Annotated in this window: 29 protein-coding genes; 15 read left to right on the top strand and 14 right to left on the bottom strand. The window is 65.7% G+C overall.

Translation table 11 applies throughout. The features are described from left to right. Nucleotides 1-8 precede the first annotated feature (8 nt). Together M529_RS34120 and M529_RS34115 are read right to left on the bottom strand one after the other, a co-directional pair. The gene (locus M529_RS34120; RefSeq protein ID WP_021317726.1) at nt 9-488 is read right to left on the bottom strand and encodes a DUF1465 family protein; all 480 of its coding nucleotides are present in this window, start codon (nt 486-488) and stop codon (nt 9-11) included. Nucleotides 489-579: 91 nt separating this feature from the next. Next, entirely contained in the window at nt 580-759 is a 180-nt protein-coding gene (locus M529_RS34115) for a YdcH family protein (protein ID WP_021317725.1), read from the bottom strand. A gap of 188 nt (nt 760-947) precedes the next feature. Between M529_RS34115 and M529_RS48345 the strand changes: the two genes are divergently transcribed. Further along, the gene (locus M529_RS48345; RefSeq protein WP_021317724.1) at nt 948-1,106 is read left to right on the top strand and encodes a YdcH family protein; all 159 of its coding nucleotides are present in this window, start codon (nt 948-950) and stop codon (nt 1,104-1,106) included. Nucleotides 1,107-1,292: 186 nt separating this feature from the next. Here M529_RS48345 and M529_RS34110 read toward each other — a convergent pair whose 3' ends face one another. The 5 genes from M529_RS34110 to M529_RS34090 form a co-directional block, all read right to left on the bottom strand. Further along, entirely contained in the window at nt 1,293-1,658 is a 366-nt protein-coding gene (locus tag M529_RS34110; RefSeq protein WP_021317723.1) for a PilZ domain-containing protein, read from the bottom strand. A 63-nt stretch (nt 1,659-1,721) separates the two neighbouring features. Beyond that, a complete protein-coding gene (gene dksA / locus M529_RS34105; RefSeq protein ID WP_021317722.1) occupies nt 1,722-2,186 on the bottom strand; it encodes an RNA polymerase-binding protein DksA in 465 nt (154 codons plus the stop codon). A 581-nt stretch (nt 2,187-2,767) separates the two neighbouring features. Continuing rightward, the gene (locus M529_RS34100) at nt 2,768-3,250 is read right to left on the bottom strand and encodes a hypothetical protein (RefSeq protein ID WP_236617675.1); all 483 of its coding nucleotides are present in this window, start codon (nt 3,248-3,250) and stop codon (nt 2,768-2,770) included. A gap of 15 nt (nt 3,251-3,265) precedes the next feature. Next, nucleotides 3,266-3,580: a hypothetical protein gene (locus tag M529_RS34095; protein ID WP_031294905.1), complete on the bottom strand. Its 315-nt coding sequence runs from the start codon at nt 3,578-3,580 to the stop codon at nt 3,266-3,268. Between the two features lie 87 nt (nt 3,581-3,667). Then, entirely contained in the window at nt 3,668-4,108 is a 441-nt protein-coding gene (locus M529_RS34090; protein ID WP_021317719.1) for a host attachment family protein, read from the bottom strand. Nucleotides 4,109-4,195: 87 nt separating this feature from the next. On the opposite strand from M529_RS34090, the gene serS reads away from it, so the two are divergent. The 7 genes from serS (at nt 4,196) to rimO (ending at nt 13,549) form a co-directional block, all read left to right on the top strand. Further along, nucleotides 4,196-5,512, top strand: a complete 1,317-nt coding sequence (gene serS, locus M529_RS34085) for a serine--tRNA ligase (protein ID WP_021317718.1) — start codon at nt 4,196-4,198, stop codon at nt 5,510-5,512. Then, nucleotides 5,512-6,276 (top strand): 5'/3'-nucleotidase SurE, encoded by a 765-nt coding sequence (surE, locus tag M529_RS34080; protein WP_021317717.1) that lies wholly within the window; start codon nt 5,512-5,514, stop codon nt 6,274-6,276. Before serS ends, surE begins: the two co-directional genes overlap by 1 nt. 52 nt (nt 6,277-6,328) lie before the next feature. Further along, on the top strand, nt 6,329-7,378 hold the full coding sequence (locus M529_RS34075; RefSeq protein WP_021317716.1) for a M23 family metallopeptidase: 1,050 nt from the start codon (nt 6,329-6,331) through the stop codon (nt 7,376-7,378). Continuing rightward, nucleotides 7,375-8,430 carry a potassium channel family protein gene (locus M529_RS34070; protein WP_031294903.1) on the top strand — a complete coding sequence of 352 codons (1,056 nt, stop codon included), beginning with the start codon at nt 7,375-7,377 and terminating at the stop codon, nt 8,428-8,430. The genes M529_RS34075 and M529_RS34070 overlap by 4 nt, the downstream gene beginning before the upstream one ends. A gap of 190 nt (nt 8,431-8,620) precedes the next feature. Further along, a complete protein-coding gene (locus M529_RS34065; protein ID WP_408021275.1) occupies nt 8,621-11,395 on the top strand; it encodes a TonB-dependent receptor domain-containing protein in 2,775 nt (924 codons plus the stop codon). Nucleotides 11,396-11,412: 17 nt separating this feature from the next. After that, nucleotides 11,413-12,024 (top strand): hypothetical protein, encoded by a 612-nt coding sequence (locus M529_RS49235; protein WP_161626339.1) that lies wholly within the window; start codon nt 11,413-11,415, stop codon nt 12,022-12,024. 160 nt (nt 12,025-12,184) lie between these two features. Further along, nucleotides 12,185-13,549, top strand: a complete 1,365-nt coding sequence (rimO, locus tag M529_RS34060; protein WP_031294902.1) for a 30S ribosomal protein S12 methylthiotransferase RimO — start codon at nt 12,185-12,187, stop codon at nt 13,547-13,549. A gap of 3 nt (nt 13,550-13,552) precedes the next feature. Here rimO and M529_RS34055 read toward each other — a convergent pair whose 3' ends face one another. Together M529_RS34055 and M529_RS34050 are read right to left on the bottom strand one after the other, a co-directional pair. Next, a complete protein-coding gene (locus M529_RS34055) occupies nt 13,553-14,398 on the bottom strand; it encodes a DUF4163 domain-containing protein (protein WP_021317712.1) in 846 nt (281 codons plus the stop codon). Further along, complete coding sequence (locus M529_RS34050; protein ID WP_021317711.1) at nt 14,398-14,598, bottom strand: hypothetical protein; 201 nt, start codon at nt 14,596-14,598, stop codon at nt 14,398-14,400. Before M529_RS34050 ends, M529_RS34055 begins: the two co-directional genes overlap by 1 nt. 142 nt (nt 14,599-14,740) lie before the next feature. Here M529_RS34050 and M529_RS34045 point away from each other — a divergent pair, with 142 nt between their 5' ends. The 4 genes from M529_RS34045 to argC all read left to right on the top strand — a co-directional run bounded on the left by M529_RS34045 (nt 14,741) and on the right by argC (nt 18,433). Further along, nucleotides 14,741-16,150 carry a leucyl aminopeptidase family protein gene (locus tag M529_RS34045; RefSeq protein ID WP_021317710.1) on the top strand — a complete coding sequence of 470 codons (1,410 nt, stop codon included), beginning with the start codon at nt 14,741-14,743 and terminating at the stop codon, nt 16,148-16,150. Nucleotides 16,151-16,216: 66 nt separating this feature from the next. Next, on the top strand, nt 16,217-16,624 hold the full coding sequence (locus M529_RS34040) for a MarR family transcriptional regulator (protein ID WP_021317709.1): 408 nt from the start codon (nt 16,217-16,219) through the stop codon (nt 16,622-16,624). Beyond that, nucleotides 16,584-17,492 (top strand): C40 family peptidase, encoded by a 909-nt coding sequence (locus M529_RS34035; RefSeq protein WP_021317708.1) that lies wholly within the window; start codon nt 16,584-16,586, stop codon nt 17,490-17,492. The genes M529_RS34040 and M529_RS34035 overlap by 41 nt, the downstream gene beginning before the upstream one ends. Then, entirely contained in the window at nt 17,489-18,433 is a 945-nt protein-coding gene (gene argC, locus M529_RS34030) for an N-acetyl-gamma-glutamyl-phosphate reductase (RefSeq protein ID WP_021317707.1), read from the top strand. The genes M529_RS34035 and argC overlap by 4 nt, the downstream gene beginning before the upstream one ends. Before the next feature lie 16 nt (nt 18,434-18,449). Here the strand turns inward: argC and M529_RS34025 are convergent, their stop codons facing one another. Further along, a complete protein-coding gene (locus tag M529_RS34025; protein ID WP_021317706.1) occupies nt 18,450-18,659 on the bottom strand; it encodes a hypothetical protein in 210 nt (69 codons plus the stop codon). Between the two features lie 235 nt (nt 18,660-18,894). Here M529_RS34025 and M529_RS49990 point away from each other — a divergent pair, with 235 nt between their 5' ends. Continuing rightward, nucleotides 18,895-19,065: a hypothetical protein gene (locus M529_RS49990; protein WP_021317705.1), complete on the top strand. Its 171-nt coding sequence runs from the start codon at nt 18,895-18,897 to the stop codon at nt 19,063-19,065. A gap of 48 nt (nt 19,066-19,113) precedes the next feature. Next, entirely contained in the window at nt 19,114-20,442 is a 1,329-nt protein-coding gene (locus M529_RS34020; protein WP_021317704.1) for a PQQ-dependent sugar dehydrogenase, read from the top strand. Here the strand turns inward: M529_RS34020 and M529_RS34015 are convergent. After that, complete coding sequence (locus tag M529_RS34015) at nt 20,439-21,254, bottom strand: ATP-binding protein (protein WP_021317703.1); 816 nt, start codon at nt 21,252-21,254, stop codon at nt 20,439-20,441. The genes M529_RS34020 and M529_RS34015 overlap by 4 nt on opposite strands. A gap of 111 nt (nt 21,255-21,365) precedes the next feature. Between M529_RS34015 and M529_RS34010 the strand changes: the two genes are divergently transcribed. After that, nucleotides 21,366-22,322, top strand: coding sequence for an L-threonylcarbamoyladenylate synthase (locus M529_RS34010; RefSeq protein ID WP_021317702.1), 957 nt, complete (start codon nt 21,366-21,368; stop codon nt 22,320-22,322). A gap of 20 nt (nt 22,323-22,342) precedes the next feature. Here M529_RS34010 and M529_RS34005 read toward each other — a convergent pair whose 3' ends face one another. The 3 genes from M529_RS34005 to M529_RS33995 all read right to left on the bottom strand — a co-directional run bounded on the left by M529_RS34005 (nt 22,343) and on the right by M529_RS33995 (nt 24,988). Then, on the bottom strand, nt 22,343-22,609 hold the full coding sequence (locus tag M529_RS34005) for a hypothetical protein (protein WP_021317701.1): 267 nt from the start codon (nt 22,607-22,609) through the stop codon (nt 22,343-22,345). A 93-nt stretch (nt 22,610-22,702) separates the two neighbouring features. Next, on the bottom strand, nt 22,703-23,236 hold the full coding sequence (gene msrA, locus M529_RS34000; protein WP_021317700.1) for a peptide-methionine (S)-S-oxide reductase MsrA: 534 nt from the start codon (nt 23,234-23,236) through the stop codon (nt 22,703-22,705). A gap of 42 nt (nt 23,237-23,278) precedes the next feature. Then, nucleotides 23,279-24,988 (bottom strand): long-chain-fatty-acid--CoA ligase, encoded by a 1,710-nt coding sequence (locus tag M529_RS33995; RefSeq protein WP_031294901.1) that lies wholly within the window; start codon nt 24,986-24,988, stop codon nt 23,279-23,281. Nucleotides 24,989-25,029: the final 41 nt, after the last annotated feature.

Here is a 25,029-nt window from a genome sequence, read left to right as displayed (position 1 = left end):
CGCCGCCCTTAGAAAGCGCTGCTCAGCCGGTTCATCAGCGCATGGGCGGGATTGTCTTCGCCCGGGGCCGGAAGCCGCATCATCCGGTCCAGCCGATCCTGCAGCCGGGCCACGCGGTCGTAGAGCTCCTGGCTCCCCTCGACCAGGGCACGGATCGAGAAGGGGAAGCCCTCCGAAACCGCCGCGTCCGTCGGCGCCGCATGGCCCAGGCGATGCTTCTCATCCGCCAGTTCCGCATCCGCGATCTCCCCGCGCTGCCACGCCCGCTGGCTGAGCAGCCACGCGATGACGTGCATCAGCCGCGTCGTGACCTTCAGCGATTCGCAGGCGAAGGCGACGCGGCGCAACGGATCGTCGGCACCGAAATCCTGGGTTTCGGGCGCGTCGAAATAGGAGCGCGCCTCATCGGCCATGACCATGGCCTCGATATAGAGACCATCCACGAGCCGCCGGTGAAGGCTGCGATCAAGAGAAACTGACGACTTCATGCGCCACTTAGCTGACATATTATCGCGGTCTTGTCAGGCCTGCAGAAAGGCGATTCGCCGCACTGTCCCAATCAGGGCCGGTTAGCGCAGCTCAGGCGATGATGTCCGGCACCAGCGCATCTTCCAGCAGCGTGATTTCGTCGCGCAGCCGCAGCTTGCGCTTCTTGAGCCGGGCGACCTGCATCTGGTCGCCCGAGCCGGTGTCGATCAGAGCGGCGATGGCGCCGTCCAGATCCCGATGTTCGACGCGCAGCAATTCCAGCCGCCTCATGATGTCTTCCCGGCTCACGGCGCACCCGCCCCATTGCGAACTCTACCCAGCCCATCTGATAGCCGGGCCGGAGGGCGCGGACCATCGCAAATTTACGGTCCGCCCGCCGCAAAGGCCCAATAGCAGCGAGACTCGGCGGCCGATTCGTGATCTACTTCGTCTTCCATCACCCTCGTAAGGAGAATGTCATGGAAAACAGCCACATTTCAGCTCTTTCAGCCAAGCATGCCGGGCTTGAGGCACGAATCAAGGCAGAGACGAGTCGGCCGATGCCCGACGCGATCCTGGTTGCCTCGCTCAAGAAGCAGAAGCTGCGTTTGAAGGAAGAAATGTCCGGCCGCCACTGACCGGCTCTGCGTGCCGGGGCGCCTGCCCCGCGCCGCGGCTGGCCAGCCTTGTTTCGGCAGACAAAACCCCGGCGCCCTCAGGGCCCGGGGTTTTTGTTTGGCCGGGGATGGAGAGCCCTTTCCCGCTGGCGGAAAAAGCGGACGGGCGCCGTCCCCGGATTTGGCACGAGGGAGTGGAGCCGCCGATCAGCGGCGGGGGGCCGGCTGCATGCGCAGATAGTCGGGCAAGTTGGGGCGGGTGCCGGACGAAACCGGGCGGCGCGCCAGCTGCGGGTCGATGGGTTCGTCGAACGCCACGCCAATCCGGTCCTCCTTGGACCATGCAACGATCCCGCTGACGGTGCCGACGCCGCGCAGTTCCAGCATCACCTTGACGCCAGCGGGGACCGCCCGTTCACAATCGGCCATCAGGCCAGTGGCAGAGAGGTTCCGTACCCGCGCCTTGCCGAGCGGAGCGCCCTCCGGGGTCACGAGGCTGGTGAGGAGAAACAGGCTGTCGCGCGGCGCCGAACGCGCCGGTCCACGACCCTGATTGTCCTGCTCTTTGTCCATCGATCGATCCGTGCCAAATCACCTCTATGGGCAGCACCATGGCATGGGGTGATGGAGAAAGCGTTAATCGTCCCGCGAAACCTTTTCCTGCCGCTCGTGGCGTTCCTGCGCCTCGACGGTCATGGTGGCGATCGGGCGGGCTTCCAGCCGGCCGAGCGAGATCGGCTCACCGGTGACCTCGCAATAGCCATATTCGCCCTCGTCGATGCGGCGGAGCGCGGCATCGATCTTCGAAATGAGCTTGCGCTGGCGATCGCGGGTCCGCAACTCGATCGACCAGTCCGTCTCGCTGGATGCACGGTCGTTGAGGTCGGGTTCGCGAAGCGGCTCGTTCTGAAGGACGGCGAGCGTGCCTTCCGCTTCGGCCAGGATCTGCTTCTTCCAATCCCAGAGGCGCTGCCGGAAATATTCGAGCTGCAGCGGATTCATGAACTCCTCGTCGGACGAGGGCCGGTAATCGGGGGGGAGTATAACGGCCGATTTGGGCGGCTTCTCGCCGTTTTTATCGGAATTCAGGACCGATGCCATCTGGCTCTCCGACTCGAAGAGGCTCCCGGCGCTGAAAGTCCCGGGTGCCCGTGACGTTGTTTGAGCGCGCCTAATAGCCATGGGCGGGGGGCTGCACAAGCGCGCAATAATGATGCGGAACGATAGAGATAGAGACTGGCTCCGGCCGATGGCCCGCCGTGCGGCCTGCATGGGGAAGCGCCGTTGGCCGAACGGGCCCGAACGGGTGCCCCTATTCATCACAGGGGCGCGGGCCGTTCCATAGTGGGACGTTAACCATATCGCTTCATCAGCGCGCCGGATTTCCCTCGACTTGGGTCCGAGATTCAGGGTTAACGGCGTTGCAGTTAACGCTTTCTTTTGTGTTTCTGCCTCTAGGGAAAGCTGTTCGTCCGTCACTGGAAAATCCGGTTTCGGGTCGGCGCTGACAGGACAAGAGTGGATACTATGTCGGTACGGATGGCGTTGGCGAAACTATGTGCCTGCACTTGCGGCGGGGCGATCATCGGCGGCGGCGCCGTGCATGTCGCCGAGAACGCCCGGCCGGCGCATGTGCAGAGCACGAAGAGCACCAAGATGGTGAAGGCCGCGCCGCGCAAGCGCTATGCCGTCCGCACCGTCAAGCGCCGCGTCGTGAAGACGGTAAAGACCGTCACGCCGCAGACCGTGACCGTGGTGACGCAAGCGGCCCCCGTTCCCCTTCCCGCACCCCTGCCAGCGCCAGAGATGCCGGTGATGTCCGGCGGCGGCGGCGCAGTGCCGGTGGTGATGGGCGGCGGCGGCGGATTCGGCGGCGGCGGCTTCTTCGGGGGCTTTTTCGGCGGCGGCGGCGGTGGCGGCGGCGGGACGGTCGTCATCTCGTCGACCAGCAGTTCCACCGGCGGCATCAGCAGCTCGACCAGCTCCACGACAGGTGGCGTGAGCACCTCCACCGGGGGCGTGAGCACCTCCACCGGGGGCGTCAGCACGTCGACCGGAGGTGTGTCGACGTCCAGCGGCGTTTCGAGCAGCTCAAGCTCCAGTTCGTCCTCGTCATCCTCCTCTTCGTCGTCGAGCTCGTCGTCCAGCAGTTCGAGCGGCGGCAAGCCGGGCAAGCCCGGTCATGGCCATGGATCGAGCGGGAGCAGCGGCTCCAGCGGAAGCAGCGGGTCGTCGAGCTCTTCGTCGTCCAGTTCCTCCTCGTCGAGCAGCTCTTCCTCCTCGGGCGGGTCGTCGAGCTTCGGCAGCACGACCAGCGGGTCGAGCGGCAGCTCGTCGTCCTCGTCGAGCAGTTCCTCCTCCAGTTCCTCTTCGTCGAGCAGCTCGGGCGGCAGCACCAGCACCGGCGGTACGGATGTCCCGGCTCCGCCTATGGTGCTGCTGTTCGGCGCCGCGGCCGTGGCCCTCGTCGCCCGCCGGCGCTTTGCAGAACGCAAGGCGCTGGCCTGATCGTTTTTTGCCGGGGGGCAAAAGGAAAGGCGGACCCGGATCGGGCCCGCCTTTTTCATGTCGAGTGAAGGCTCTCAGGCGCCGGCGATGATCTTCTCGATCTCCAGCACCGGATGGTTGGCCAGGTCCTTGGCGAGCTCTCCGACCAGACGGTCCTGCACCTCCTTGTGATAATGTTTGCGCAGCTCGCCCAGCGTGCTCGGCGGTGCGACGATGATCAGCTTCTCATACTCGTTGGCGAGCGCGCGGCGCTTCAGGATGTCGGCCGCCTCCGCCGCGAAGCGCTGTTCCTCCAGGTCGTGGAAATCCACCTGCTCCATGGCGCTGCGGTGTGATCCGACCGAATTAAACGCGCGGCCCGGCGCGTCGGTCGCCTGATCGCGATCCGGCGGATTGTCCTGCTGCCTTACCGTCTCCGCCTCCAGCTGCGGATAGACCCCGTCTCCCTTGTTGCGGAAGAAGAGGAGCTTGCGGCCGTCGGCCACCAGCACCATCGCGTCATGATCGATCTGCATCATTTTCTCCTGTCATTGCCGGCTTATTCAACGGTCGATGGAACGCAGGGTTGCACCGCGTTTCGCGCAGCGGCATAGGGCTGGCCCATGCACGACATCCGTTCCATCCGTGAAAATCCGGAGGCGTTCGACGCCGCCCTGGCGCGCCGGGGCCTGGCGCCGCTTTCGGCCGATATCCTGGCGCTCGACGAGAAGAGCCGCGCGCTCAAGACCGCGCTGCAGCAGGGGCAGGCACGCCGCAACGAGGCAAGCAAGGCGATCGGACAGGCGATGGCCGCCAAGGACATGGCGACGGCCGAAGCGCTGAAGGCCGAGGTCGCGGCGCTCAAGGAAGGCGTGCCGGCACTGGAGGCGGAGGATCGCGAGGTGAGCGACGCCCTGACCGCGATGCTGGCGGCCATCCCCAACCTGCCCGCCGACGACGTGCCGCAGGGCGCGGACGAAACCGACAATGTGGAACTGAGCCGCTGGGGCACGCCGCGCGATTTCGACTTCGTGGCCCAGGACCATGCCGATTTCGGCCCGGCGCTGGGGCTGGACTTCGAAGGCGGGGCAGCGCTGTCCGGCGCGCGTTTCACGGCATTGCGTGGGCAGATGGCGCGGCTGCACCGGGCCTTGGCGCAGTTCATGCTCGACACCCAGACCGCCGTGAATGGCTATGAGGAGACGATCGTCCCGCTGCTGGTGCGCGACGAGGCGTTGTTCGGCACGGGGCAGCTTCCTAAATTCGCCGAGGACCTGTTCCGGACGACCGACGGCCGCTGGCTGATCCCCACCGCCGAGGTCTCGCTGACCAACCTGGTGCGGGAAAAACTACTGCATGAATCCGACCTACAAGTGCCAATCCGGCTGACAGCGCTCACGCCCTGTTTTCGTTCGGAAGCAGGATCGGCTGGACGAGACACGCGCGGTTTCATTCGCCAACACCAGTTCGAGAAGGTTGAACTGGTCGCGATCTGCCGGCCCGAGGATTCCGAGGCCGAGCATGAACGCATGTGCGCTGCGGCGGAGAGCATATTGCGGGCATTGAAACTACCGTATCGCAAGGTGCTGCTCTGCACCGGCGACATGGGCTTCTCAGCGCGAAAAACATATGATCTGGAGGTCTGGCTGCCAAGCCAGCAGACCTATCGAGAGATTAGCTCCGTCTCCAATTGTGGCGATTTCCAAGCGCGGCGGATGAACGCGCGCTATAAACCGGAGGGCGGTAAAAACACGCGCTTCCTCCACACGTTGAATGGGTCGGGCCTGGCAGTCGGGCGTACGCTGGTTGCAGTGCTTGAGAACTATCAGCAGCAGGACGGCAGCGTTGCAGTTCCGGAGGCGCTTGTTCCATTGATGAGTGGTCAAAGGGAGTTGAGCATTCCCTATGAGAACATGCTGGGAACTTGGTCGAGATATTGATGCGCATCCTGCTGACCAATGACGACGGCGTCCATGCCCCGGGCCTCAAGGTGCTGGAGGAGATCGCGCGCACCCTGTCGGAGGACATCTGGATCGTCGCGCCGCATGAGGAGCAGTCGGGCGCGGGCCACAGCCTGACGCTCACCCGCCCGCTGCGCATCCGCAAGCATGGCGAGCGGCATTACAGCGTCACCGGCACGCCGACCGACGCGGTGATGATGGCGGTCGGCCATCTGATGAAGGATTGCCCGCCGGACCTCGTCCTTTCCGGCGTCAACCGGGGCGCCAACCTGGCCGAGGACGTGACCTATTCCGGCACCGTCTCCGCCGCGATGGAAGGCGCCATCTCCGGCATCAAGTCGATCGCGCTGAGCCAGGTCTATGCGCGCGAGGGGCTGGGCGACAATGTGCCCTTCGCCGCGGCACGGGCCTGGGGCGAAAAGGTGCTGCGCCCGCTGATCGCGCTTCCCGCCAGCCCGCGCATGCTGTTCAACGTCAACTTCCCCGCGATCGATCCCGAAACGGTCAAGGGCATCCGCGTCGTGCGGCAGGGCTTCCACGACGTGGATCGCACCCGCATCGTGGAAGGGACGGATCCGCGCGGCTATCGCTATTACTGGTTCGGCCTGGGCAGCAGCGATGCGGTGCCGGAGGGCAGCGACCTCGCCGCGATCGCGGAAGGCTATGTCACGGTGACGCCGCTGCACTACGACCTGACCCAGGACAGCGCGCTGGCGGCGACGGCGGCGGCCTTCGCCGACTGATCCCCTTCGCGGCTTCTGTTGCAAGCGGGACGCAATGGGCTAGACACGGCGGATGCCGCGCACGCCGCCGATCCTAGCCCTGCTCCTGCTGCTGCCGCTCGCCGCCTGCATTCCCAACCATTCCGGCGAGCCCGATACCCCGGCCCCGCCGCCGCCCCGGCTCGATATGGACACGTCCTCCGTCAGCGCGATCGAGAGCGAGCCGGTGTGGACGGCGCAGCAGGTGGTGGCGCGAGCACAGACGGTGGCCCCATCCACCTATGTGGTGCAGCCGGGCGATACGCTGCGCGGCATCGGCAACCGCACCGGCGCGGGGGCCGAGGCCATCGCGCGCGCCAACGGCCTGGCGCCGCCCTATGGGATCCGGGCCGGACAGAGGCTGTCGATACCGGGCGGCCGCTATCACCCGGTGTCGGAGGGCGAGACGGGCATCGCCATCGCGGCGGCCTATGGCGTGCCATGGCGGCACATCGTGGAGGTCAACGGCCTGACCGAGCCCTTCGTGCTGCGGCGGGGCCAGCGGCTGCTGCTGCCCGGCGACACCCCGCGCCGGCCGCCCAGCATGGAGGAGCGTGCCGCCGCGTTCCGCATCGACATCGACGACGTGCTGACCGGCGGCCAGCCCGCCGCCGCCGATGATGCGCCGCCGGTCGCGGCGCCGACGCGGCCACGCCCCCTGCCCTCCAACGTCCCGATCGCGACGCCCGGCGCCTTCGTCGGCGGCTTCGCCTGGCCGGTGCAAGGAGCGATCCTTTCGCGCTTCGGCCCTGGTGAGAGCGGCGCGAAGAACAACGGCATCGACATCGCCGTCCCGGTCGGCACGCCCATCCGCGCCAGTGCCGACGGCGTCGTCGCCTATGCGGGGGACAAGGTGGCCGTGTTCGGCGGCCTGATCCTGGTGACGCACGGCAGCGGCTGGGTCAGCGCCTATGGCCATGCCTCCCGCGTCGACGTGGTGCGCGGACAGAAGGTGAAGCAGGGGCAGGTCATCGGCCTGTCCGGCGACAGCGGCTATGCCAGCCAGCCCAAGCTGCATTTCGAGCTGCGCAAGGACCGCGTGCCGGTCAACCCGGTCGGCCAGCTGCCGGCGGCGGGCCGATGAGGATCGCTCCCTCCTCCGCTTCCCCCACGGCCGGCTTCCTCCGCCGCCGCTCGTCGATGCCAGTCTGGCTGGACCTTGCCTGGCGGGTCGGGCTGGTCCTGGGCCTGATCGGGCTGGTGCTGCTGCTCCACTGGGTCGGCCGTGACGGGCTGAGGGACAATCTCGACAACCACATCAGCTTCATCGACGTGCTCTACTTCACGACGGTCACGGTGACCACGGTGGGCTATGGCGACATCGTGCCCGTCAGCCCGGAGGCGAGGCTGTTCGAGGCGCTGCTGGTGACTCCGATCCGCCTGTTCGTCTGGCTGATCTTCCTCGGCACGGCCTATAACCTCTTTTTCCGCAACATCGTCTACAGGTGGCGCATGGCACGTATTCAGGCCGATCTGCACAACCATATCGTCGTCACGGGTTTCGGCACGAGCGGGAACGAGGCGGTGCTGGAGTTGATCGCCCGCGGCACCGACCCGCGAGAGATCGTGGTGATAGACCCCAGCGAGAAAGCACTGGGCGACGCGGAGGCGCTGGGTTGCAACGTGCTGTGCGGCGATTCGACGCGCGATCGGACGCTGAAGGATGTCGCCATCCACCGTGCCCGAACGCTGATCGTATCGGCGGGGCGCGACGACACCTCCATCCTCATCACGCTGACCGCCCGTCACCTTGCCCCGCGGCTGCCGATCAGCATCGTCGTGCGCAACGAGGACAATGAACTGCCCGCGCGGCAGGCGGGGGCTACGACGGTCATCAACCCGGTGAGCTTCGCCGGCCTGTTGCTGGCGGGCAGCACCAGCGGGCGGCACCTGGCCGACTATATGGCCGACCTGGCGGCATCAAGCGGGCAGGTGCGGCTCAACCAGCGGCCAGTGATGCCCCAGGAGATCGGCGGGCCGCTGTCGGGGATCACGACAGGGCTGGGCGTGCGCATCTATCGCGGCGAACGGCCGATCGGCTTCTGGGAAGCGGAGTCGCGCTCGCTCCAGACCGGCGACGTCATCATCGAGATCGTGGAGCAGGCGCCGCCCCCGTCGACCAACGACCCTATTTGAACGACGAACTGCAAAGATTTGTTGCGACGCAGCAACATATCCGAAAATTCGTGTCAACGCCGCCGCGATGATGCAAATCTCATTTGTGCTGACCGCGCAGACACGGAACATTTGCCCCACAACAATATCAAAGGGGTAAGCCATGCGCTTCAGAAGTGCCTTGCTGTGCGGCGTCGTGCTGTGCGGATCGATGCTGACCGATACCGCCTTCGCTCAGGCCGATGCCGCTGCGGACGAGGGAACTGCGATCATCGTCACCGGATCGCGCATCCGCCGCGACCCGCTGGACCAGGACAAGCCGATCGTCACCGTCGATAGCGAAGCCATAGCCAAGACCGGCCTCACCTCCATCGCCGACGTGCTGCAACGCCTTCCGAGCGCAGCCGGCGGCCTGAACACCAAGACCAACAATGCCGGCAATATCGGCGGCCCGCCGGACGGCACCGGCGTCAGCTCCGGCTCGGCGGAGATCGACCTGCGCTATCTGGGTGCCAAGCGCACCCTCGTGCTGGTCGACGGCATGCGCTACGTAAACGGTTCGGCGGCGGGCGGCATCCCCGCCTCGGTCGATCTCAACACCATTCCGCAGAGCATGATCGAACGGGTCGAGGTGCTCCAGTCCGGCGCCTCCCCGCTCTACGGGTCAGACGCGGTCGCGGGCGTGGTCAACATCATCACCAAGCAGTCGCAGAAGGGCCTCAATGCCTCGGCCCAGTTCGGCACCTACCGCCAAGGCGACGGCCACACCTATGACATCAACGCCAGTTACGGCATTCAGGCCGACCGGGTGTCGATCGTCTTCGGCGGCAACTATGTGAAGCAGGAGGGGGTTCGCACCTCCGACCGCAGGATTTCGCAGTGGCCGGCGGCGGGCGGATCGAGCTGCGCCGACGGCGGCTGCTCCAGCGCCACCCCCAACGGACGCTATGACGTGCTGGGCCAGAGCCTGACGCTGGGCAGCCCGGTGATCGGCCGCGCGCCGGTGCGGTCCGATTATCGCAACTATAATTCCTCGACCGACTCCTTCAATTTCGCGCCATACAACTATCTGCTGACGCCTTCGGAGCGTTATGGCGCCTTCCTGAATGCGAAGTTCGAGTTCTCCGACGCGGTCTCGATGCGCACGCGCCTCGTCTACCAGCACCGCAACTCCACGACCCAGGCGGCCTTCCTGCCGCTGTTCATCGGTCCGGACGCGGGCAACGGCAACCTGCTGGACACGATCTCGGTCGACGCCACCAATCCATACAATCCCTTCGGCGTGACGCTTTCCTCCGGCGCGGACGGCAGCGCCGCCAATTATTCGACGATCCGCCGCCGCTTCGTCGAAGGCGGACCACGCATCTTCTCGCAGAGCGTCGATACGCTCAGCCTGGAAAGCACGCTGGAAGGCTCGTTCGACGTCGGCGACCACAAATGGTATTGGGACGTCAACGGCACCTACGGCACCAACAATGCCCATCAGGTGTTCACCGGCAACCTCAACGCCGCGAAGCTGGCGCAGGCGCTGGGACCGGTCAGCCAGTGCACCGGCGCGTGTGTTCCGTTCAACATCTTTGGCGGCGCCGGGTCGATCACCCAGGCAATGCTCGACTTCGTGACCTTCGACGAGCGCGACCGCAGCGAGCAGGAGCTTTGGGACGCCACGGCAAACCTGTCGGGCGACCTGTTCGATCTTCCGGCTGGCCCGGTCGGTTTCGCGATCGGTTACGAGCATCGCAACCAGGAAGCGTCCTATACGCCCGACCCGATCATCACCGCAGGCCTGGGCGCGGACGTGCCGACCAGCCCGGCGCGCGGCGGCTTCAACGTGGATGAATTCTACGGCGAGCTGCGTATCCCGATCCTGTCGGATACGCCCTTCTTCCAGAAGCTGGAACTGGACGGCGCGGCCCGCCATTCCAACTATTCCAGCTTCGGCAGCAACACGACCTACACCGTGTCGGGGCTGTGGAAGCCGGTCAACGACCTGCTGCTGCGCGGCGGCTATGCGGAAAGCCTGCGGGCGCCCAGCATCGGCGAGCTCTACGCCGGCCGCTCGCGCACCGACGCGACGATCGACGACCCCTGCACCAGCGCGCCGGGCGGCTTCTTCCAGACCAATGCCACCGTCCGCGCGAACTGCATCGCCAACGGCGTGCCGGCGAGCGGCAGCTATGCCGAACCCGTGGGTGGCCAGCTCGGCGTCTTCTCGCAGGGCTATACTGGCCTGAAGCCGGAAACGTCGAAGACCTGGACCGCGGGCATGGTCTACAGCCCGGCCTGGGCGCGCGAGAGCTTCGGCAGCGCCTTCAGCGTGGAAGTCAATTACTACAATATCCGCCTGAAGAACGCGATCGACTCGGTCCCGGCGACACTGACCCTGCGCCGCTGCGCCTTCGACGGCGATCCGATCAGCTGCGCCGCGATCAGCCGCACCGGCAGCGGCGCCGTGGCGGGCATCGACGGCGTTCTGCAGAACCTCAACGCCATCAACACCGACGGCATCGACGGCACCCTGCTCTACCGTTCGAAGCCGATCGGCACGGGGACGGTCGGCCTGACGGTGAATGCCGCCTATCTGCTGAAATATGACATCAAACCGCCGGCAGACCTGAACGCTCCCACCATCGAGTGCGCTGGCACCGAGCGCTGCGGCGCGAGCGACCAGGCCTATCCGCGCTTCAAGGCAACCGCGACGCTCGACTGGTCGACCGAGAATTGGGGCGTGTCGCTGACCGGCCGCTACATCGACAAGGTCACCGAAAGCGACGGCCACAGGATGGGCACCACCATCTATGGCGACATCCAGGCCTATTTCTCCCCGGCCTGGCTGGACCACCGCACCCGCTTCACGATCGGCGTCAACAACCTGTTCGACAAGGACCCGCCGCTCTGTAACACCTGCGATGGCGCGAATTTCGACACGACGACCTACGATGTGCCGGGCCAGTTCGGTTATCTGCGCTTGTCCTACCGGATGTAAGCGAAGGCCGGTTTGTGATGGAGGAAGGGCGCGCCGCGAGGCGCGCCTTTTCTTATTCGAAGCGGTGTTTCGAAGGGCGGGTTTGGGTGGGAAGCGGACAGGCAGCTTTTGGAGGGATGACCGGCAATAGCGGACGCTGTGCGGCGAAAGAATCATTCGGCAACACTCGCCCAATTGTGAACATGGAGAATTGCTGCCAGCCTCCCTCTATGATCAAGCACATTACACTCGGCCTATGCCTAATTGTAGTACCCACAGCTTCGCCCGCTGCCGGTCAAGATTCCGATGGCACCGAAAGTTTGCAGACTGTTCGTGGATATTTGGATGCGCATTGGGAATATCCAAACTTCGTTCCTGACAAAAACTCAGGTCTGAAAGTCATGGATTTTCAGATAAGAGATGAAAAATGGCTGAAAATATACTTTTCACCTGTGAGCCAGGCAATGATGTTCCGTCCTGATGAAACGGTTTGCTTTCGAGTTATTGGACAGGGATTTCTTGCGCCCCGGCGGCCGTCATTCATGCAGCCATGGGAAGGAAGCCAGTTCATTTTTGTGAAGATCAAGAAACTGAAACGCCTCAAATCTAACGAAAAATGTGCTGCTCCACAGAAGGCGAACCTGCGCTAAGGCCAGATTTGCTTGTCCAGCCTTCCACTTTCCGCCTGAATGAGTGTCCGGTCTCAGGGGTGTTGATGGCATTGCTCCAACGACTAAAATTGGTCGAAACCCGCCATTTCCCGTCCCCCCGTGACATTTGCTGCGTAAATCCCTATGTGGCGCGGCAATCATGGCAACGAAAATACCCCCCGCGCCGAAGGTCGGCATGGTTTCGCTCGGCTGTCCCAAGGCCCTGGTTGACAGCGAGCGCATCCTTACCAAGCTGCGTTCCGACGGCTATCAGATGTCGCCCGACTATGCCGGCGCCGACGTCGTGCTGGTCAACACCTGCGGCTTCCTCGATTCCGCCAAGGAGGAATCCCTGGAGGCGATCGGCGAAGCGATCGCGGAGAACGGCCGCGTCATCGTCACCGGCTGCATGGGCAATGAGGCGGACCTGATCCGCGCGAAATTCCCGCAAGTGCTGGCCGTGACCGGCGCCCACCAATATGAAGCGGTCGTCAGCGCGGTGCACGAGGCATCCCCGCCGGTGCCCAACGCCTTTGTCGACCTGGTGCCCGAAGGCGGCCTGAAACTGACGCCGCGGCACTATAGCTATCTGAAGATCAGCGAAGGGTGCAACCATCGCTGTTCCTTCTGCATCATCCCGTCGCTGCGGGGCGACCTGGCGTCGCGCCGTATCGACGCGGTGCTCCGCGAGGCGGAGAAGCTGGTGGCGGCCGGGACGAAGGAACTGCTGATCATCAGCCAGGACACGTCCGCCTATGGCGTGGACACCCGGCACGAACCGCGCCTGTGGAAGGGCCGCGAGGTGCGCGCGCACATGACCGACCTTGCCCGCGAGCTCGGCCAGCTCCGCACGGCCGAAGGCGCACCGCCCTGGGTGCGGCTGCACTATGTCTATCCCTATCCGCATGTCGACCAGGTCATCCCGCTGATGGCCGAGGGGCTGCTGACGCCCTATCTGGACATCCCATTCCAGCATGCGTCCCCCAGCGTGCTCAAGGCGATGAAGCGGCCCGCCAACGAAGCCAAGGTGCTGGACCGTATCCGCAACTGGCGCGCGATCTGCCCAGACATCGCGATCCGATCGAGCTTCGTGGTCGGCTTCCCGGGCGAGACGGAGGCGGATTTCCAGTATCTGCTCGACTGGCTGGACGAGGCGCAGCTGGACCGGGTCGGCGCCTTCCGCTTCGAGCCGGTGGAAGGCGCGGCCGCCAACGCCCTGCCCGGCGCCGTCCCCAACGAGGTGAAGGAGGAGCGTTACCAGCGGATCATGGAACGCACCGCTGCAATCAGCGCGGCCAAGCTGGCGGCCAAGGTCGGCCGTACTCTTCCCGTCATCCTGGACGAGCTGGGCGAACCCGACGAGGACGGATCCGTCGGCGCGACCGCGCGCAGCCAAGCCGACGCGCCGGAGATCGACGGCAGCGTCTTCCTGCGCGACGTGGGAGAAGGCCGGAAGCCGGGCGATATCCTCAACGCGCTGATCGAGGATGCCGACGAGCACGACCTGTACGGAGTGCCGGCATAGGCTTCATCCGCCCGCAAATCCGTCCTGATATTCGGTCTTTATGGCCTTGCGCATCGCGGCATCGACCGGAAGCACGACCTCATAGCTCCCCTCCGCATAGGGGCCGGCGCTGTAGGGCGCGATGACCACGGTCACCGCGTCCACCAGCTTGCCGTCGCTGGACGTCGGCACCAGCACCTCCTTCATCGGGTCGATGCACTGGGAGAAATCGTCGCTGCCACGCTGCACCGGCGCGCCGCGCTTCTTCGCCCGCTCCTTGTCGAGCGCGTCGCAGAAGCGGTCGTGGATCGCCGCGGCGAAGGCGGCAGCGGAGGTCATCGTCGCTTCGAAGCTGGTCTCGCGCTTGCGTGCCTTGTCCCACAGGATCGCCTCATAGCCCGTCATCCCGTGTGCGCCGCCGGTATAGACATAGCTTTCCGAGCGCAGCGACAGAAACCGTGGCGTGTCGGCAGCGACCGTCCAGCGCGTCTCCAGGCTGTGCGGGCGGAACGGATAGCCGGCGTTCTTGGCGGCCCGGCTGTCGTCCCGCGCCATCTTCAGCGCATCCACTTTCGATGTCTCCATCTCCTTGGCCAGCTTGCTCGCCAGCGCCGGAACCGCCGCTGCCTGGGCCGGATAGGCATAGGCGAATTCGAGGAAGCCGGTCTTCTCGCTCACCGCAAAAGGCTTGGCAGCGGGCGGCGGGGGTTGCTCGTGCCCGGCCATGCGGTTGGCAAAATCGGTCGCGGCAGCTCCGTTCATCGCCGCGGCATGGTCGTTACCCGCCTCCTCCGAAGGCGCGCAGCCCGACAGCAGCAGGGCCGCCGACACCAGCGGCCCCGCCCAGGCTCCCCACACGGATCGACGCATCAATGCGCCTTCGCGGCGGCTTGGCATTTCTCGCTGATCGCCTTGCGCGCGTAGTCGCTTTGCAGCGCCGCACCGGCCTGGGGCCAGCCTTCGGCGATCAGTGCCTGCTCGACGGCACGGGCGTTGGAAAACCGGCCGCTTTCCGCAAGCGCATAGGCCCGGGCGCGAACGGCTTGAAGACCGCTATTATCAGGTGTCATCCTTACTCTCCTTGGCTGTTATGGTCCGAAGCTAGGCCGGTTCGGCGAGAAAGCAAAGGCGGAGAAAGACCGTCCGGGGCCGGGACGGGACGGGCGAAAATCTCCCTTTTCTCCGACGCAGCCTTTCCCGTACATCATGCGCATGACCGACCTTTCCAACCTGCTCAGGCCCGACAACGGCCAATCCGCCCGTTCGATCCACCTGGTTGATGCCGCCGGTTTCGAGGGCTGGCTTACCGCCCAGCCCGAGTCCGTGCGGCTGCTGGTTGCCGCTCAGAAATTCCGGGGCAAGCCCCATGAGCATGCGGTGTTGCCCGAGGACGGCGGGCAGAATCGGGCGGCGCAGGACTGGTCGATCGTTGCCGGCGTCGCCAGCGTCTCCCAACTGGGACCGTGGTGCCTAGCCCGTCTGGCGGAGCAGTTACCGGAAGGAAGCTATCGGCTGGCCGAGGGCGATCCTGGCGAGGCTGCGCTGGGCTGGGTGACGGCGCACTATCGTTTCGACCGCTATCGCAAGGACGAGGCCACGCCGGGCCCGCGCGTGCTGCTGAGCCGCGAGGTCGCGCGAATCGAGCCGACCGTCCGACTGGCCGAGGCGACCGCGCTGGTGCGCGACATGGTGAACACCCCAGCGGCCGACATGGGGCCGCCGGACCTGGAGGCAGCCGCGCAGGCCGTGGCGCAGGCGTTCGGCGCGACCGTCACCGTGACGCGCGGCGATGCGCTGGAACAGGGATATCCGATGGTCCACGCCGTCGGCAAGGCCGCCCACCGGACCTTCGCGCCGCGCCTGATCGAGCTGGAATGGGGCGACCCACGCCACCCGCGCGTGGCGATCATCGGCAAGGGCGTCTGCTTCGACAGTGGCGGGCTCGACATCAAGCCTTCGGCGGGCATGCGGCTGATGAAGAAGGACATGGGCGGCGCGGCGCATGCGCTTGGGCTTGCCCGCCTGATCATGGGCGCGAACCTGCCGGTGCGGTTGCACATGCTGATCCCGGCGGTGGAGAATGCGATATCGGGCAATGCCTTCCGCCCCGGCGACATCCTTGCCAGCCGAAAGGGGCTGACGGTGGAGATCGGCAATACCGATGCCGAAGGCCGGCTGATCCTGGGTGACGCGCTGACCCGCGCGGGGGAGGAACGGCCGGAGCTGATCGTCGATTTCGCGACGCTCACCGGGGCGGCGCGAGTCGCGGTGGGGCCGGACCTGCCCGCCCTCTTCGCCAACGACGATGCGTTGGCGCAGGCGGTCGAGGCTGCGGGAACGGCGGTCGACGATCCGGTGTGGCGCCTCCCTTTGTGGGACAGCTATTCCGATATGCTGAAGTCCGATGTCGCCGACATCAACAATGCCGGCGAGGGCGGCTTTGCGGGTGCGATCACCGCCGCCCTGTTCCTGCGCCGGTTCGTACCCGACGGCGTGCCATGGGTTCATCTCGATACCTTCGCCTGGCGTCCGTCGGCCCGCCCAGGCCGGCCCAAGGGCGGCGATGCCCTAGGCATGCGAGCGGTGTTCGACATGCTCCAGAAGCGTTACGGCAAGCGCTGAGATCAAAAGAGAAAAGTGCGCCTGGCCGTTACGCAACCGGATTGGCAGTCATGCGTTTGGCCCGACATGAACGCCTTGACAGGAACCGAACAGGCCATCGAAATCGAACGACCGGGCGTCCGACCGCTCAGTCAGTGGATGCGAACGCTGGTCGATTATGTTCGTTCGGGCCGGCCGGACCTCACCAATCGCCAGATGGCGCTGATGATGACCGTCTATATCGGTTCGGGCCCCCACACTGTCCGTGGTCTGGCCGAGGCGCTGAACGTGTCCAAGCCGGTTATCACCCGCGCGCTGAACAAGCTGTCGGCCCTCGGTTACCTGCGGCGCGAGCGGGATGCGACCGACCGGCGCAATATTTTCATCACCCGCACCCCGAAAGGGGCGGAATTTCTTGACGCCTTTCACCATTTCATCGCAGGAACCGGCCGCGATGAAAGGCCTGACCACCACCGTGCGGAGCGCACCGTCTGACCGGATCCATTTCAAGCTGGAGGGCCGTTCCGTCGCACTCGACCGACGGGTCCATGCCGCGCGCGGCGACCTGGCCGACCTGTCGCTGGCGGGCACCCTCTTTTCCGCCCATTATGCGCGCGCGGTCGAGCTGACCTGCGTCGCGTCGGGCGTTCCGGTTCTGGCGCAGCCTTCGACCAGCGCACAGGCGATCAGCGAACTGTTGCGCGGTGAACATTTCCATGCGCTCGACGTGACGACGGACTGGGCCTGGGGCTTTTGCGGTCATGACGGCTATGTCGGCTATGTCCGTCGCGAGGCCTTGGACGTGCTGGAGACGGCGACCCACCGGATCGTGGCGGCTGCGGCGCCCCTGTTCAGCCAACCCGACATCAAATCGCCGATCATCGACTATTGGCCGCGCGGCGCCCTGTTCGGCGCCACCGAGCAGGAAGATTTCCTGGCGGCGGGCGACGGTTTCGTCCACGTCCGCCATGCTGCCGCCGTCGACGCGCTGGAGCAGGACTGGGTGGAGGTTGCGTTGCGCTATCTGGGCCAGCCCTATGTCTGGGGCGGCCGCGGCCATCGCGGCGTCGACTGCTCCGGCCTGGTTCAGGTGGCGCTCGGCCAGTGCGGCATCGCCGTCCCGCGCGACACCGACCTGCAATGCGAGGGGATCGGCTCCCCCGTTCCCGCCGTCGAGCCGCTGCGGCGCGGCGACCTTGTCTTCTTCCCCGGCCATGTGGGGTTCATGGCCGACAGCGAGACATTGCTGCACGCCAATGCGCACTGGATGGCGGTGGTGACCGAGCCGCTTGCCGATGTGGTCGCGCGGCTGGCGGCGTCTCATCCAGAACCCATCATCGCGCGGCGGAGGATCGGCGCATGAATACCAAGGTCTTCATCGACGGTGGCGTCGGGACCACCGGCATCGAGATCGGCGAGCGGCTGGCGAACCGCCCCGAGCTCGAGCTGCTGACGCTGGACGAGGCGAACCGGAAGAACACGGAAGCCCGGCGCGACGCGCTGAACGCCGCGGACGTGGTGATCCTCTGCCTGCCCGACGATGCCGCGCGGGAAGCGGTGACGCTGATCGACAATCCGCACACCCGCGTGATCGACGCTTCGACGGCGCATCGTGTCGCCGACGGTTGGACCTATGGTTTCCCCGAGCTGGAGCCGGGCCATCGCGAGAAGCTGGCCGGTGCGCGCTACGTCGCCAATCCGGGCTGCTGGCCGACCGGCTTTCTGGCACTGGTCCGGCCGCTGGTGCTGGCGGGCCTTCTGCCGACGGACTGGCCCGTGACCGTGTCGGGCGCGTCGGGCTATTCGGGCGGCGGCAAGGCAATGATCGCGCAGTTCGAGGCGGACGGGGGGGCGCCTACCGCCTTCCACAGCTACGGCCTGTCGCTGACGCACAAGCATATACCGGAAATGACGCGCTATGCGGGCCTCGCCTATGCGCCGATCTTCGCCCCGGCGGTTGCGAACGTCTATCGCGGCATGCTGGTGGAAGTGCCGCTGCATTTACGCGCCATGCCCGGACAGCCCCGTGCGCCGGACCTGCATGCGGCGCTGTCCGCAGCCTATGAAGGCTCGTCGATCGTCAACGTGGTGCCGATGGCAGAGAGCGCCAGCCTGTCGCAGGTGCGGATCGAGAATGTCGGCGCGACCGACCGCCTCACCCTGTTCGTGTTCGGCAGCCCGGCTGGCGATCAGGCGCGGCTGGTGGCGACGCTCGACAATCTGGGCAAGGGTGCGGCCGGCGCGGCGGTACAGAACCTCAATATCCTGGCCGGCCTGCCCGAAACAGCAGGCCTCCGCCTGTAGGACAGCGAACTGCCGATCAGTGGACGGTGCCGAGCGCCTGGTCGTAGGAAAGCAGCACGATCAGCCGCTCGATCTGGCGCCAGCGGCAGAAATGGATGTGGTTTCCAAGATCGCGGCTGCGGTCGGCGCGGGCTGCCGCCTCATAGCCTGCATTGTCCCCGAAGCGCATCATGAGATCGGCCGCGTCCTCATAAGAGGCGCGATCCGACAGATAGGGCAGCAACATTTTTTCCCCGCTTTTTTGGCGACCTTTTGCCCGTAGCATTCAATCGCCATGCCAGTTCGGCGGGAGCCAGCTTCCAGGCGGCTGACGAAGGTGAACGGACCATTTGCCAAGTCCCGTTGCGGGATGACTGTCCCGAAGCGGGATAGAGCCAACAGCGCCTAGACCCGTTTCGGCACATCTTCGCGAGCAGGCCAAGCCGCTGGCAATCCCCACCGCACCATGGCAAGGGAACGGCATGAAGGACAGGAAGAATCCCACCGGCGCGGGCGCGATCATCGCCCTCCTCATCCTGGGCGGCGCGATCGTGGGCGGCACGATGGGACAACCAAGCGCCGGCCTGCTGATCGGCACTGGGCTGGGCGCCGTCATCGCGTTGCTGCTATGGCTGCGCGAACGCAAGGCCTGATCTTAAGCCGCCTTGCCGCCGACGCATCCGCGACATAAGTGTGGCGCCATGAAAAAGCATCTTTTCGCCCTGACGCTCCTGGCGCTCGTCATCCTGGCAGGCGCCCTGTTCTATTTCACGCGGGGCGACACGGCGCAGCTGCCGGTCGGCGCCGATGTCGGCCGAGAGCCGGTCTTCACCACGCCGCGCAGCGAGATGGTGCCCACCGTCAACGTCGCCGACGTGCGCGTCTGGACCGCCAACGAACAGCCGGTTGCGGCCAAGGGCCTGCGCGTCGCCCGTTTCGCCGAGGGGCTGTCGCATCCGCGCTCGCTGCTGCGGCTTCCGAACGGCGACGTCCTGGTCGCGGAGACCAACAGTCCGCCCCGTCCCACCGGCGGCATCGTCAACCGGGTGATGAACTATCTCATGGATCGCGCGGGCGCCGGGGTCCCCTCCCCCGACCGCATCACCATCCTGCGCGATGCGGACGGTGACGGTCGGGCCGAGACCAAGGCGCCTTTCCTCACCGGCCTGCATTCGCCCTATGGCATGGCGCTGATCGGCGACACACTCTATGTCGCCAACACCGACGCGCTGATGGCTTTCCCGTACAAGGACGGCGACCTGCGCATTTCGGCGAAGGGCCGCAAGATCCTGAACCTGCCTGCGCAGGCGCCCAACATGCACTGGACCCGCAGCCTGGTGGCCGGTCCCAACGGGCTGCTTTATGTCGGCGTCGGTTCCAACAGCAATATCGGCGAGAATGGCCTGGAGAGCGAAGCCAACCGCGCCAATGTGCTGGAGGTCGATCCGAAGACCGGCGAATATCGCATCTTCGCGTCGGGCATGCGCAATCCGGTTGGCCTGGCGTTCGAGCCGAGCAGCGGCGCGCTGTGGGGCGTGGTGAACGAGCGCGACATGCTGGGCAGCGACCTGGTGCCCGACTATCTGACCCGGGTGGAGTTCGGCGGCTTTTACGGCTGGCCCTGGAATTACTGGGGCGGTTATGAGGACCGCCGCGTCCAGCCCCAGCGGCCCGAGGTCCGCGAATATACCAAGCGGCCCGATTATGCGCTGGGCAACCATGTCGCGCCGCTGGGTCTCAGCTTTGCCCAGGACGTGAAGCTGGGCGCCCCCTTCGTCAACGGTGCCTTCGTCGGGCTGCACGGCAGCTGGAACCGCAAGCCGGCCGCTGGCTACAAGGTCGTGTTCGTGCCCTTTGCCGATGATGGCGAGGCGGGCAAGGCGAAGCCGATCGATGTCCTTACCGGCTTCCTGGACAAGGAAGGAGAAGCGCGCGGGCGGCCGGTCGATGTGACCGCCGACGCCAAGGGTGCGCTGCTGGTGAGCGACGATGTGGGCGGCGTCATCTGGCGGGTGACGCCGGGTCGCTAAACCGCGATCCCGTTTCGCCCGGCGAGTTCCACCACATATTGCCACGCCACGCGGCCCGAGCGGCTGCCGCGCTGGGTCGCCCACTGGATCGCCTCCTGCGGGTCGAAGGAGAGGCCGAGCTTGGCTGCATAGCCGGCGACGATGTCCACATAGGCCTGTTGGTCGATCGCATGGAAGCCGAGGCTGAGGCCGAAGCGATCGGACAGCGCCATCTTGTCGTCCACCACGTCGCGCGGGTTCACCGGGTCGTCCTGCTCCGACAGGTGGCGCGGTACGATATGCCGCCGGTTGGAGGTCACGTAGAGCCGGACATTGGAGGGGCGGGCTGCCGTGCCGCCCTGAAGCAGCGAGCGCAACTGGCGCGCATCGCCCACGCCCTCATCAAAGCCAAGGTCATCGAGGAACAGGACGAAAGGCCGGCGCGTGCGACGTAGCAGCGTGAAGAGACTGGGGAGGCTGGCCAGTTCGTCGATCGCGCATTGCAGCAAGGCGATGTCCTGCCCATCTGCCTGCAACCGGCCCACCACGGCCGCTACCGTTGCGGACTTGCCCGTGCCCCTCGCGCCCCACAGCAGCACGTCATGCGCGGCATGGCCGGCGGCAAGACGCCGCGTATTGTCCAGCAGCGCGCTCTTCTGCGCGTCGATCCCCGTCAGTAGGTCGTAATCGACCGGCTCGAACCGCTCGACGACGCGGATCACCCGCCCGTCCCAGACATAGGCCGGCGCGGCGCCAAGATCGGCGGAGGAGGCAGCTGGCGGCGCGAGCCGTTCCAGCGCTTCGGCGATGCGGGTGAGGAGGGCGTCGTTCATGCGCTGCGATTACCGGCCGCGCGCCGTCCCGGCAAGTCTGAGGCAGTGCTGTCATCGCATTGTAGCAATGGCCTTTTACTCACGGCCGTCGGGGATTATAGACCGGGGGCCGTGACTATCGCAAATCCTGTCCTGTCCACCAAGATCTGCCGCTACAGCGCCGAGGCGCTCCGGGAAGCGGTTTTGCTGATCCGGGCCGGAGAGCCAATCGCCGTCCCTACCGAGACCGTCTATGGCCTGGCTGCCGACGCGACGGATTCCCATGCGGTTGCCGCGATCTATGCCGCCAAGGGACGGCCCAGCTTCAATCCGCTGATCGTCCATGTCTCCGATATCGAGATGGCGCGGCGTCTGGCCCAATTCTCGCCCGCGGCGGAGCGGCTGGCGTCCCGCTTCTGGCCAGGCCCGCTGACCCTGGTGCTGCCTGTCAGGCCCGACAGCGGCCTGTCACCGCTCATCATGGCCGGCCTGCCTACCGTCGCGCTGCGGCTGCCCGCCCATCCCGCCATGCGCGCGCTGATCCGGGAGAGCGGCCGTCCGCTTGCTGCTCCTTCCGCCAATCGCAGCGGCGGGATCAGCCCCACGCGCGCCGAACATGTTCTCTCCAGCCTGAACGGCAAGATCCGCATGATCCTGGACGAAGGGCCAACCAGCGAGGGGCTGGAATCGACCATCGTCGCCCCGGAGGCTGACCGGGTCCGACTGCTGCGTCCCGGCCCCGTCACGCCCTCGATGCTGGCGCAGGCGAGTGGGCTGCCCATCGATCTGGCGCAGGACGCCGCGCGGATCGAGGCTCCGGGGCAGATGGAAAGCCATTATGCGCCGTCCAAGCCGGTGCGGCTCAACGCGCTGAAGGCGGAGAAGGAGGAATTCCTGATCGGCTTCGGGCTGATGCCCTGCAACATCAATCTCAGCGTGGATGCCGACGTGCGCGAGGCGGCGGCCAATCTTTTCGCGGCGCTTCACCAGGCGGACGCCAGCGCTGCCGCGGGGATCGCCGTGGCGCCGATCCCCGCCGAAGGCATCGGCGCCGCGATCAACGACCGACTGCGGCGCGCGGCGGCCTGAAGTCGCTCAGGTCGGTCTGCTCAATCGCAATTGTCGTAGCCCGCGCGGCGGCATTCCTTGCGGCGCTGTTCCTCCGCCTTCTTGCGTTCCCGCCCCTCGCGCGCTTCCTGCTTGCGCATCTTGCGGCCATAATTGCGGTCGGCCTCGTCCTGGCTGGTCGTGGCCCAGTCCGCCGCCTGCGCCCCAGCCCGCACCGGCATGGTGACGATGTTCGCGGCCGTCCGCGCGATACAGCCGGACAGCAGCAGCATCGCGACCGGCGCGCCCAGCAGCAGTTTCGTCTTCATTCGATCACCCCTCGACCAGCACGGGCCGTTCATACCAGGCCCTTTCTTAACCATAGCCGAAGGACGGCGCCAGCGTCCGGGCGCCGTATGCGATCAGGCCTCGATCCGATCGGCGAAGCCCTTGCGCAGCTTGGCGAGCTTGGGCGGGATCACCGCCATGCAATAGGGATTGCGATCACCCACCCGGTCCCAATATTTCTGGTGATAGTCTTCGGCCGGATACCAAGGGGCCTCCGGCTCGATCGCGGTGACGATCGGATCGGACAGGCTGGGCTGCGCACGCGCGATCGCGGCCCGCGCCTCCGCCTCCTGCTCGGCGGAATGGGGGAAGATCGCCGACCGGTACTGCGTACCAATGTCGTTGCCCTGTCGATTCAAGGTCGTCGGATCGTGCGTGGCGAAGAAGATGTCGAGAAGGTCGCCATAGCTGATTACATCCGGATCGAAGGTGATGCGAATTGCCTCCGCGTGACCTGTTGCGCCGGAGCAGACCTGCTCATAGCTGGGATTCGGCACCCTGCCACCGATATAGCCGCTTTCGACCGCACCGACGCCTTTGAGGCTCTGATAGACCGCCTCGGTGCACCAGAAGCACCCGCCTGCCAGGGTTGCAATATCTTGGGCCATGCTGATTTTCCTTATCCTGCGTTGGCGCACAGATAGGAAGGATCAGGCCGCCGTTCCAGCCTTGGCCACCGCGGCCTGCGCCTTTGCGCGCTCCTCGGCCACCAGTTCCTTGCGGGACAATTTGCCCACCAGCGTCTTGGGGAGGTTGAGTCTCACTTCAACCGATCCCACCCGCTCATGCTTGCCCAGTTGCGGATTGAGCCAGGCCTTCAGCGCCTCCCCGTCAATGGTGGCCCCTTCCTGCAGGGAGACGAATGCCTTGGGACATTCCCCATGGTAACTGTCGGGCACGCCGATCACGAGCGCTTCCTTGACCGCGGGATGGTGATAGAGCACCGCCTCAATCTGGCTGGGGAAGACCTTGAACCCGCCGACCGCGATCATATCCTTCAGGCGATCGACGATCTTCACATAGCCGTCCTCGTCCACATAGCCGACGTCGCCGGTGCGCAGCCATTCGCCGACAAATACCTCCCTGTCGGCGTCTGGCCGCTGCCAATAACCCTTCATGATCTGCGGTCCGGCGAAGGTGAGTTCGCCCGGGACGCCATCAGGGGCTTCCTTGGTGGGATCCTCCCGATCGACCACGCGCACGCGGGTGCCCGGCACGGGCTGGCCCACGGTGCCGGTCTTGTTCAATCCTTCATAGGGGTTGGAGCAGACGACCGGACTGCTTTCGGTCAGGCCATAGCCTTCCACCAGCTTCGCGCCGGTCAGCGCCTCAAACTTCTCCTTGACCTCCAGCGGGAGCGGCGCGCCACCCGAAATGCAGAGGCGCAGCGAGGAGAAATCGACCTTGCGCGTCTCGGGATTGTCGAGCAGCGCCTGGTACATGGTCGGCACACCTGGCAGCGCGGTTACCTTGGTCCGCTGCATGGCTGCCAGGACCTGGGCGGCGTCGAAACGGGGCAGCATCACGATCTCTCCGCCGTTCAGAACCGTGCGGTTCAATGCGCAGGTATTGGCGAAGACGTGGAAGAAGGGCAGCACGCCGATGATCCGGTCCTCCGTGCCGGGCTTTGGATCCATCATCTGCACCTGCCGGGCGTTGGCGGTCAGGTTCTGATGCGAGAGCATCGCGCCCTTGGGCTGGCCGGTGGTGCCGCCGGTATACTGCAGCAGCGCGATGTCCTTGTCCGGGTCGATCTGCGGCATCGGGCAATCGCCCTTGTTGGCGATCAGTTTTGAAAAGGGAATGATGCGCGGGTCGTCAGCCGGACGCGGGGCCGTCTCCGCGCTCTTGAACATGCGGAACAGGAGGGATTTGACCGGCGGCAAGGCTCCCGCAATCGAGCCCACTACCAGCGTCTGGAGGCTGCTGTTCTCCAGCACTTCCAACGCCGTCGGCAGTAGCGCTTTCGCGGTCAGCGTGAAGAGGATGGTGGTCCCGCTGTCTTCGACCTGATGCTCCAGTTCGGTAGCCGTATAGAGTGGGGAGAAGTTGACGACCGTCGCGCCCGCCATCATCGCACCATAGTAGGCGGCGACATAATGGGGAACATTGGGCAGGAACAGGCCGACACGGTCGCCCTTGCGCACACCCAGCACTGTCAAGCCGCAGGCGACCCTGCGCACGCCGTCACGCACCTGCGCATAGGAATAGTGGCGACCGTAGAAGTCGATCAGCGGCGCCTCGGGATGGGCGGTCGCACTGCGCTCGAACATCTCCACCAGAGACATGGGCGGGAATGTCTGCTCCCACGGGGTCGGGTGGGTGTAGCGCTCTCTCCAGATCTTTTCATTCTTATCCATTGACAAGAGTGTAAGTGGAGAGGCCGGTTTACGCAAGCGTA

The organism is Sphingobium ummariense RL-3 (assembly GCF_000447205.1).
GTDB lineage: Bacteria > Pseudomonadota > Alphaproteobacteria > Sphingomonadales > Sphingomonadaceae > Sphingobium > Sphingobium ummariense.
Note: the sequence above shows the minus strand (reverse complement) of the source record. Positions and strands in the feature narration are given on the sequence as shown.

Bases quoted from the DNA above. Each gene is read 5' to 3' on its own strand.
- M529_RS34120 (WP_021317726.1), bottom strand. From the start codon at position 488: ATGAAGTCGTCAGTTTCTCTTGATCGCAGCCTTCACCGGCGGCTCGTG.
- M529_RS34115 (WP_021317725.1), bottom strand. From the start codon at position 759: ATGAGGCGGCTGGAATTGCTGCGCGTCGAACATCGGGATCTGGACGGC.
- M529_RS48345 (WP_021317724.1), top strand. From the start codon at position 948: ATGGAAAACAGCCACATTTCAGCTCTTTCAGCCAAGCATGCCGGGCTT.
- M529_RS34110 (WP_021317723.1), bottom strand. From the start codon at position 1,658: ATGGACAAAGAGCAGGACAATCAGGGTCGTGGACCGGCGCGTTCGGCG.
- dksA (WP_021317722.1), bottom strand. From the start codon at position 2,186: ATGGCATCGGTCCTGAATTCCGATAAAAACGGCGAGAAGCCGCCCAAA.
- M529_RS34090 (WP_021317719.1), bottom strand. From the start codon at position 4,108: ATGCAGATCGATCATGACGCGATGGTGCTGGTGGCCGACGGCCGCAAG.
- serS (WP_021317718.1), top strand. From the start codon at position 4,196: ATGCACGACATCCGTTCCATCCGTGAAAATCCGGAGGCGTTCGACGCC.
- surE (WP_021317717.1), top strand. From the start codon at position 5,512: ATGCGCATCCTGCTGACCAATGACGACGGCGTCCATGCCCCGGGCCTC.
- M529_RS34075 (WP_021317716.1), top strand. From the start codon at position 6,329: ATGCCGCGCACGCCGCCGATCCTAGCCCTGCTCCTGCTGCTGCCGCTC.
- M529_RS34070 (WP_031294903.1), top strand. From the start codon at position 7,375: ATGAGGATCGCTCCCTCCTCCGCTTCCCCCACGGCCGGCTTCCTCCGC.
- M529_RS34065 (WP_408021275.1), top strand. From the start codon at position 8,621: ATGCTGACCGATACCGCCTTCGCTCAGGCCGATGCCGCTGCGGACGAG.
- M529_RS49235 (WP_161626339.1), top strand. From the start codon at position 11,413: ATGGAGGAAGGGCGCGCCGCGAGGCGCGCCTTTTCTTATTCGAAGCGG.
- rimO (WP_031294902.1), top strand. From the start codon at position 12,185: ATGGCAACGAAAATACCCCCCGCGCCGAAGGTCGGCATGGTTTCGCTC.
- M529_RS34055 (WP_021317712.1), bottom strand. From the start codon at position 14,398: ATGCGTCGATCCGTGTGGGGAGCCTGGGCGGGGCCGCTGGTGTCGGCG.
- M529_RS34050 (WP_021317711.1), bottom strand. From the start codon at position 14,598: ATGACACCTGATAATAGCGGTCTTCAAGCCGTTCGCGCCCGGGCCTAT.
- M529_RS34045 (WP_021317710.1), top strand. From the start codon at position 14,741: ATGACCGACCTTTCCAACCTGCTCAGGCCCGACAACGGCCAATCCGCC.
- M529_RS34040 (WP_021317709.1), top strand. From the start codon at position 16,217: ATGAACGCCTTGACAGGAACCGAACAGGCCATCGAAATCGAACGACCG.
- M529_RS34035 (WP_021317708.1), top strand. From the start codon at position 16,584: ATGAAAGGCCTGACCACCACCGTGCGGAGCGCACCGTCTGACCGGATC.
- argC (WP_021317707.1), top strand. From the start codon at position 17,489: ATGAATACCAAGGTCTTCATCGACGGTGGCGTCGGGACCACCGGCATC.
- M529_RS34025 (WP_021317706.1), bottom strand. From the start codon at position 18,659: ATGTTGCTGCCCTATCTGTCGGATCGCGCCTCTTATGAGGACGCGGCC.
- M529_RS49990 (WP_021317705.1), top strand. From the start codon at position 18,895: ATGAAGGACAGGAAGAATCCCACCGGCGCGGGCGCGATCATCGCCCTC.
- M529_RS34020 (WP_021317704.1), top strand. From the start codon at position 19,114: ATGAAAAAGCATCTTTTCGCCCTGACGCTCCTGGCGCTCGTCATCCTG.
- M529_RS34015 (WP_021317703.1), bottom strand. From the start codon at position 21,254: ATGAACGACGCCCTCCTCACCCGCATCGCCGAAGCGCTGGAACGGCTC.
- M529_RS34005 (WP_021317701.1), bottom strand. From the start codon at position 22,609: ATGAAGACGAAACTGCTGCTGGGCGCGCCGGTCGCGATGCTGCTGCTG.
- msrA (WP_021317700.1), bottom strand. From the start codon at position 23,236: ATGGCCCAAGATATTGCAACCCTGGCAGGCGGGTGCTTCTGGTGCACC.
- M529_RS33995 (WP_031294901.1), bottom strand. From the start codon at position 24,988: ATGGATAAGAATGAAAAGATCTGGAGAGAGCGCTACACCCACCCGACC.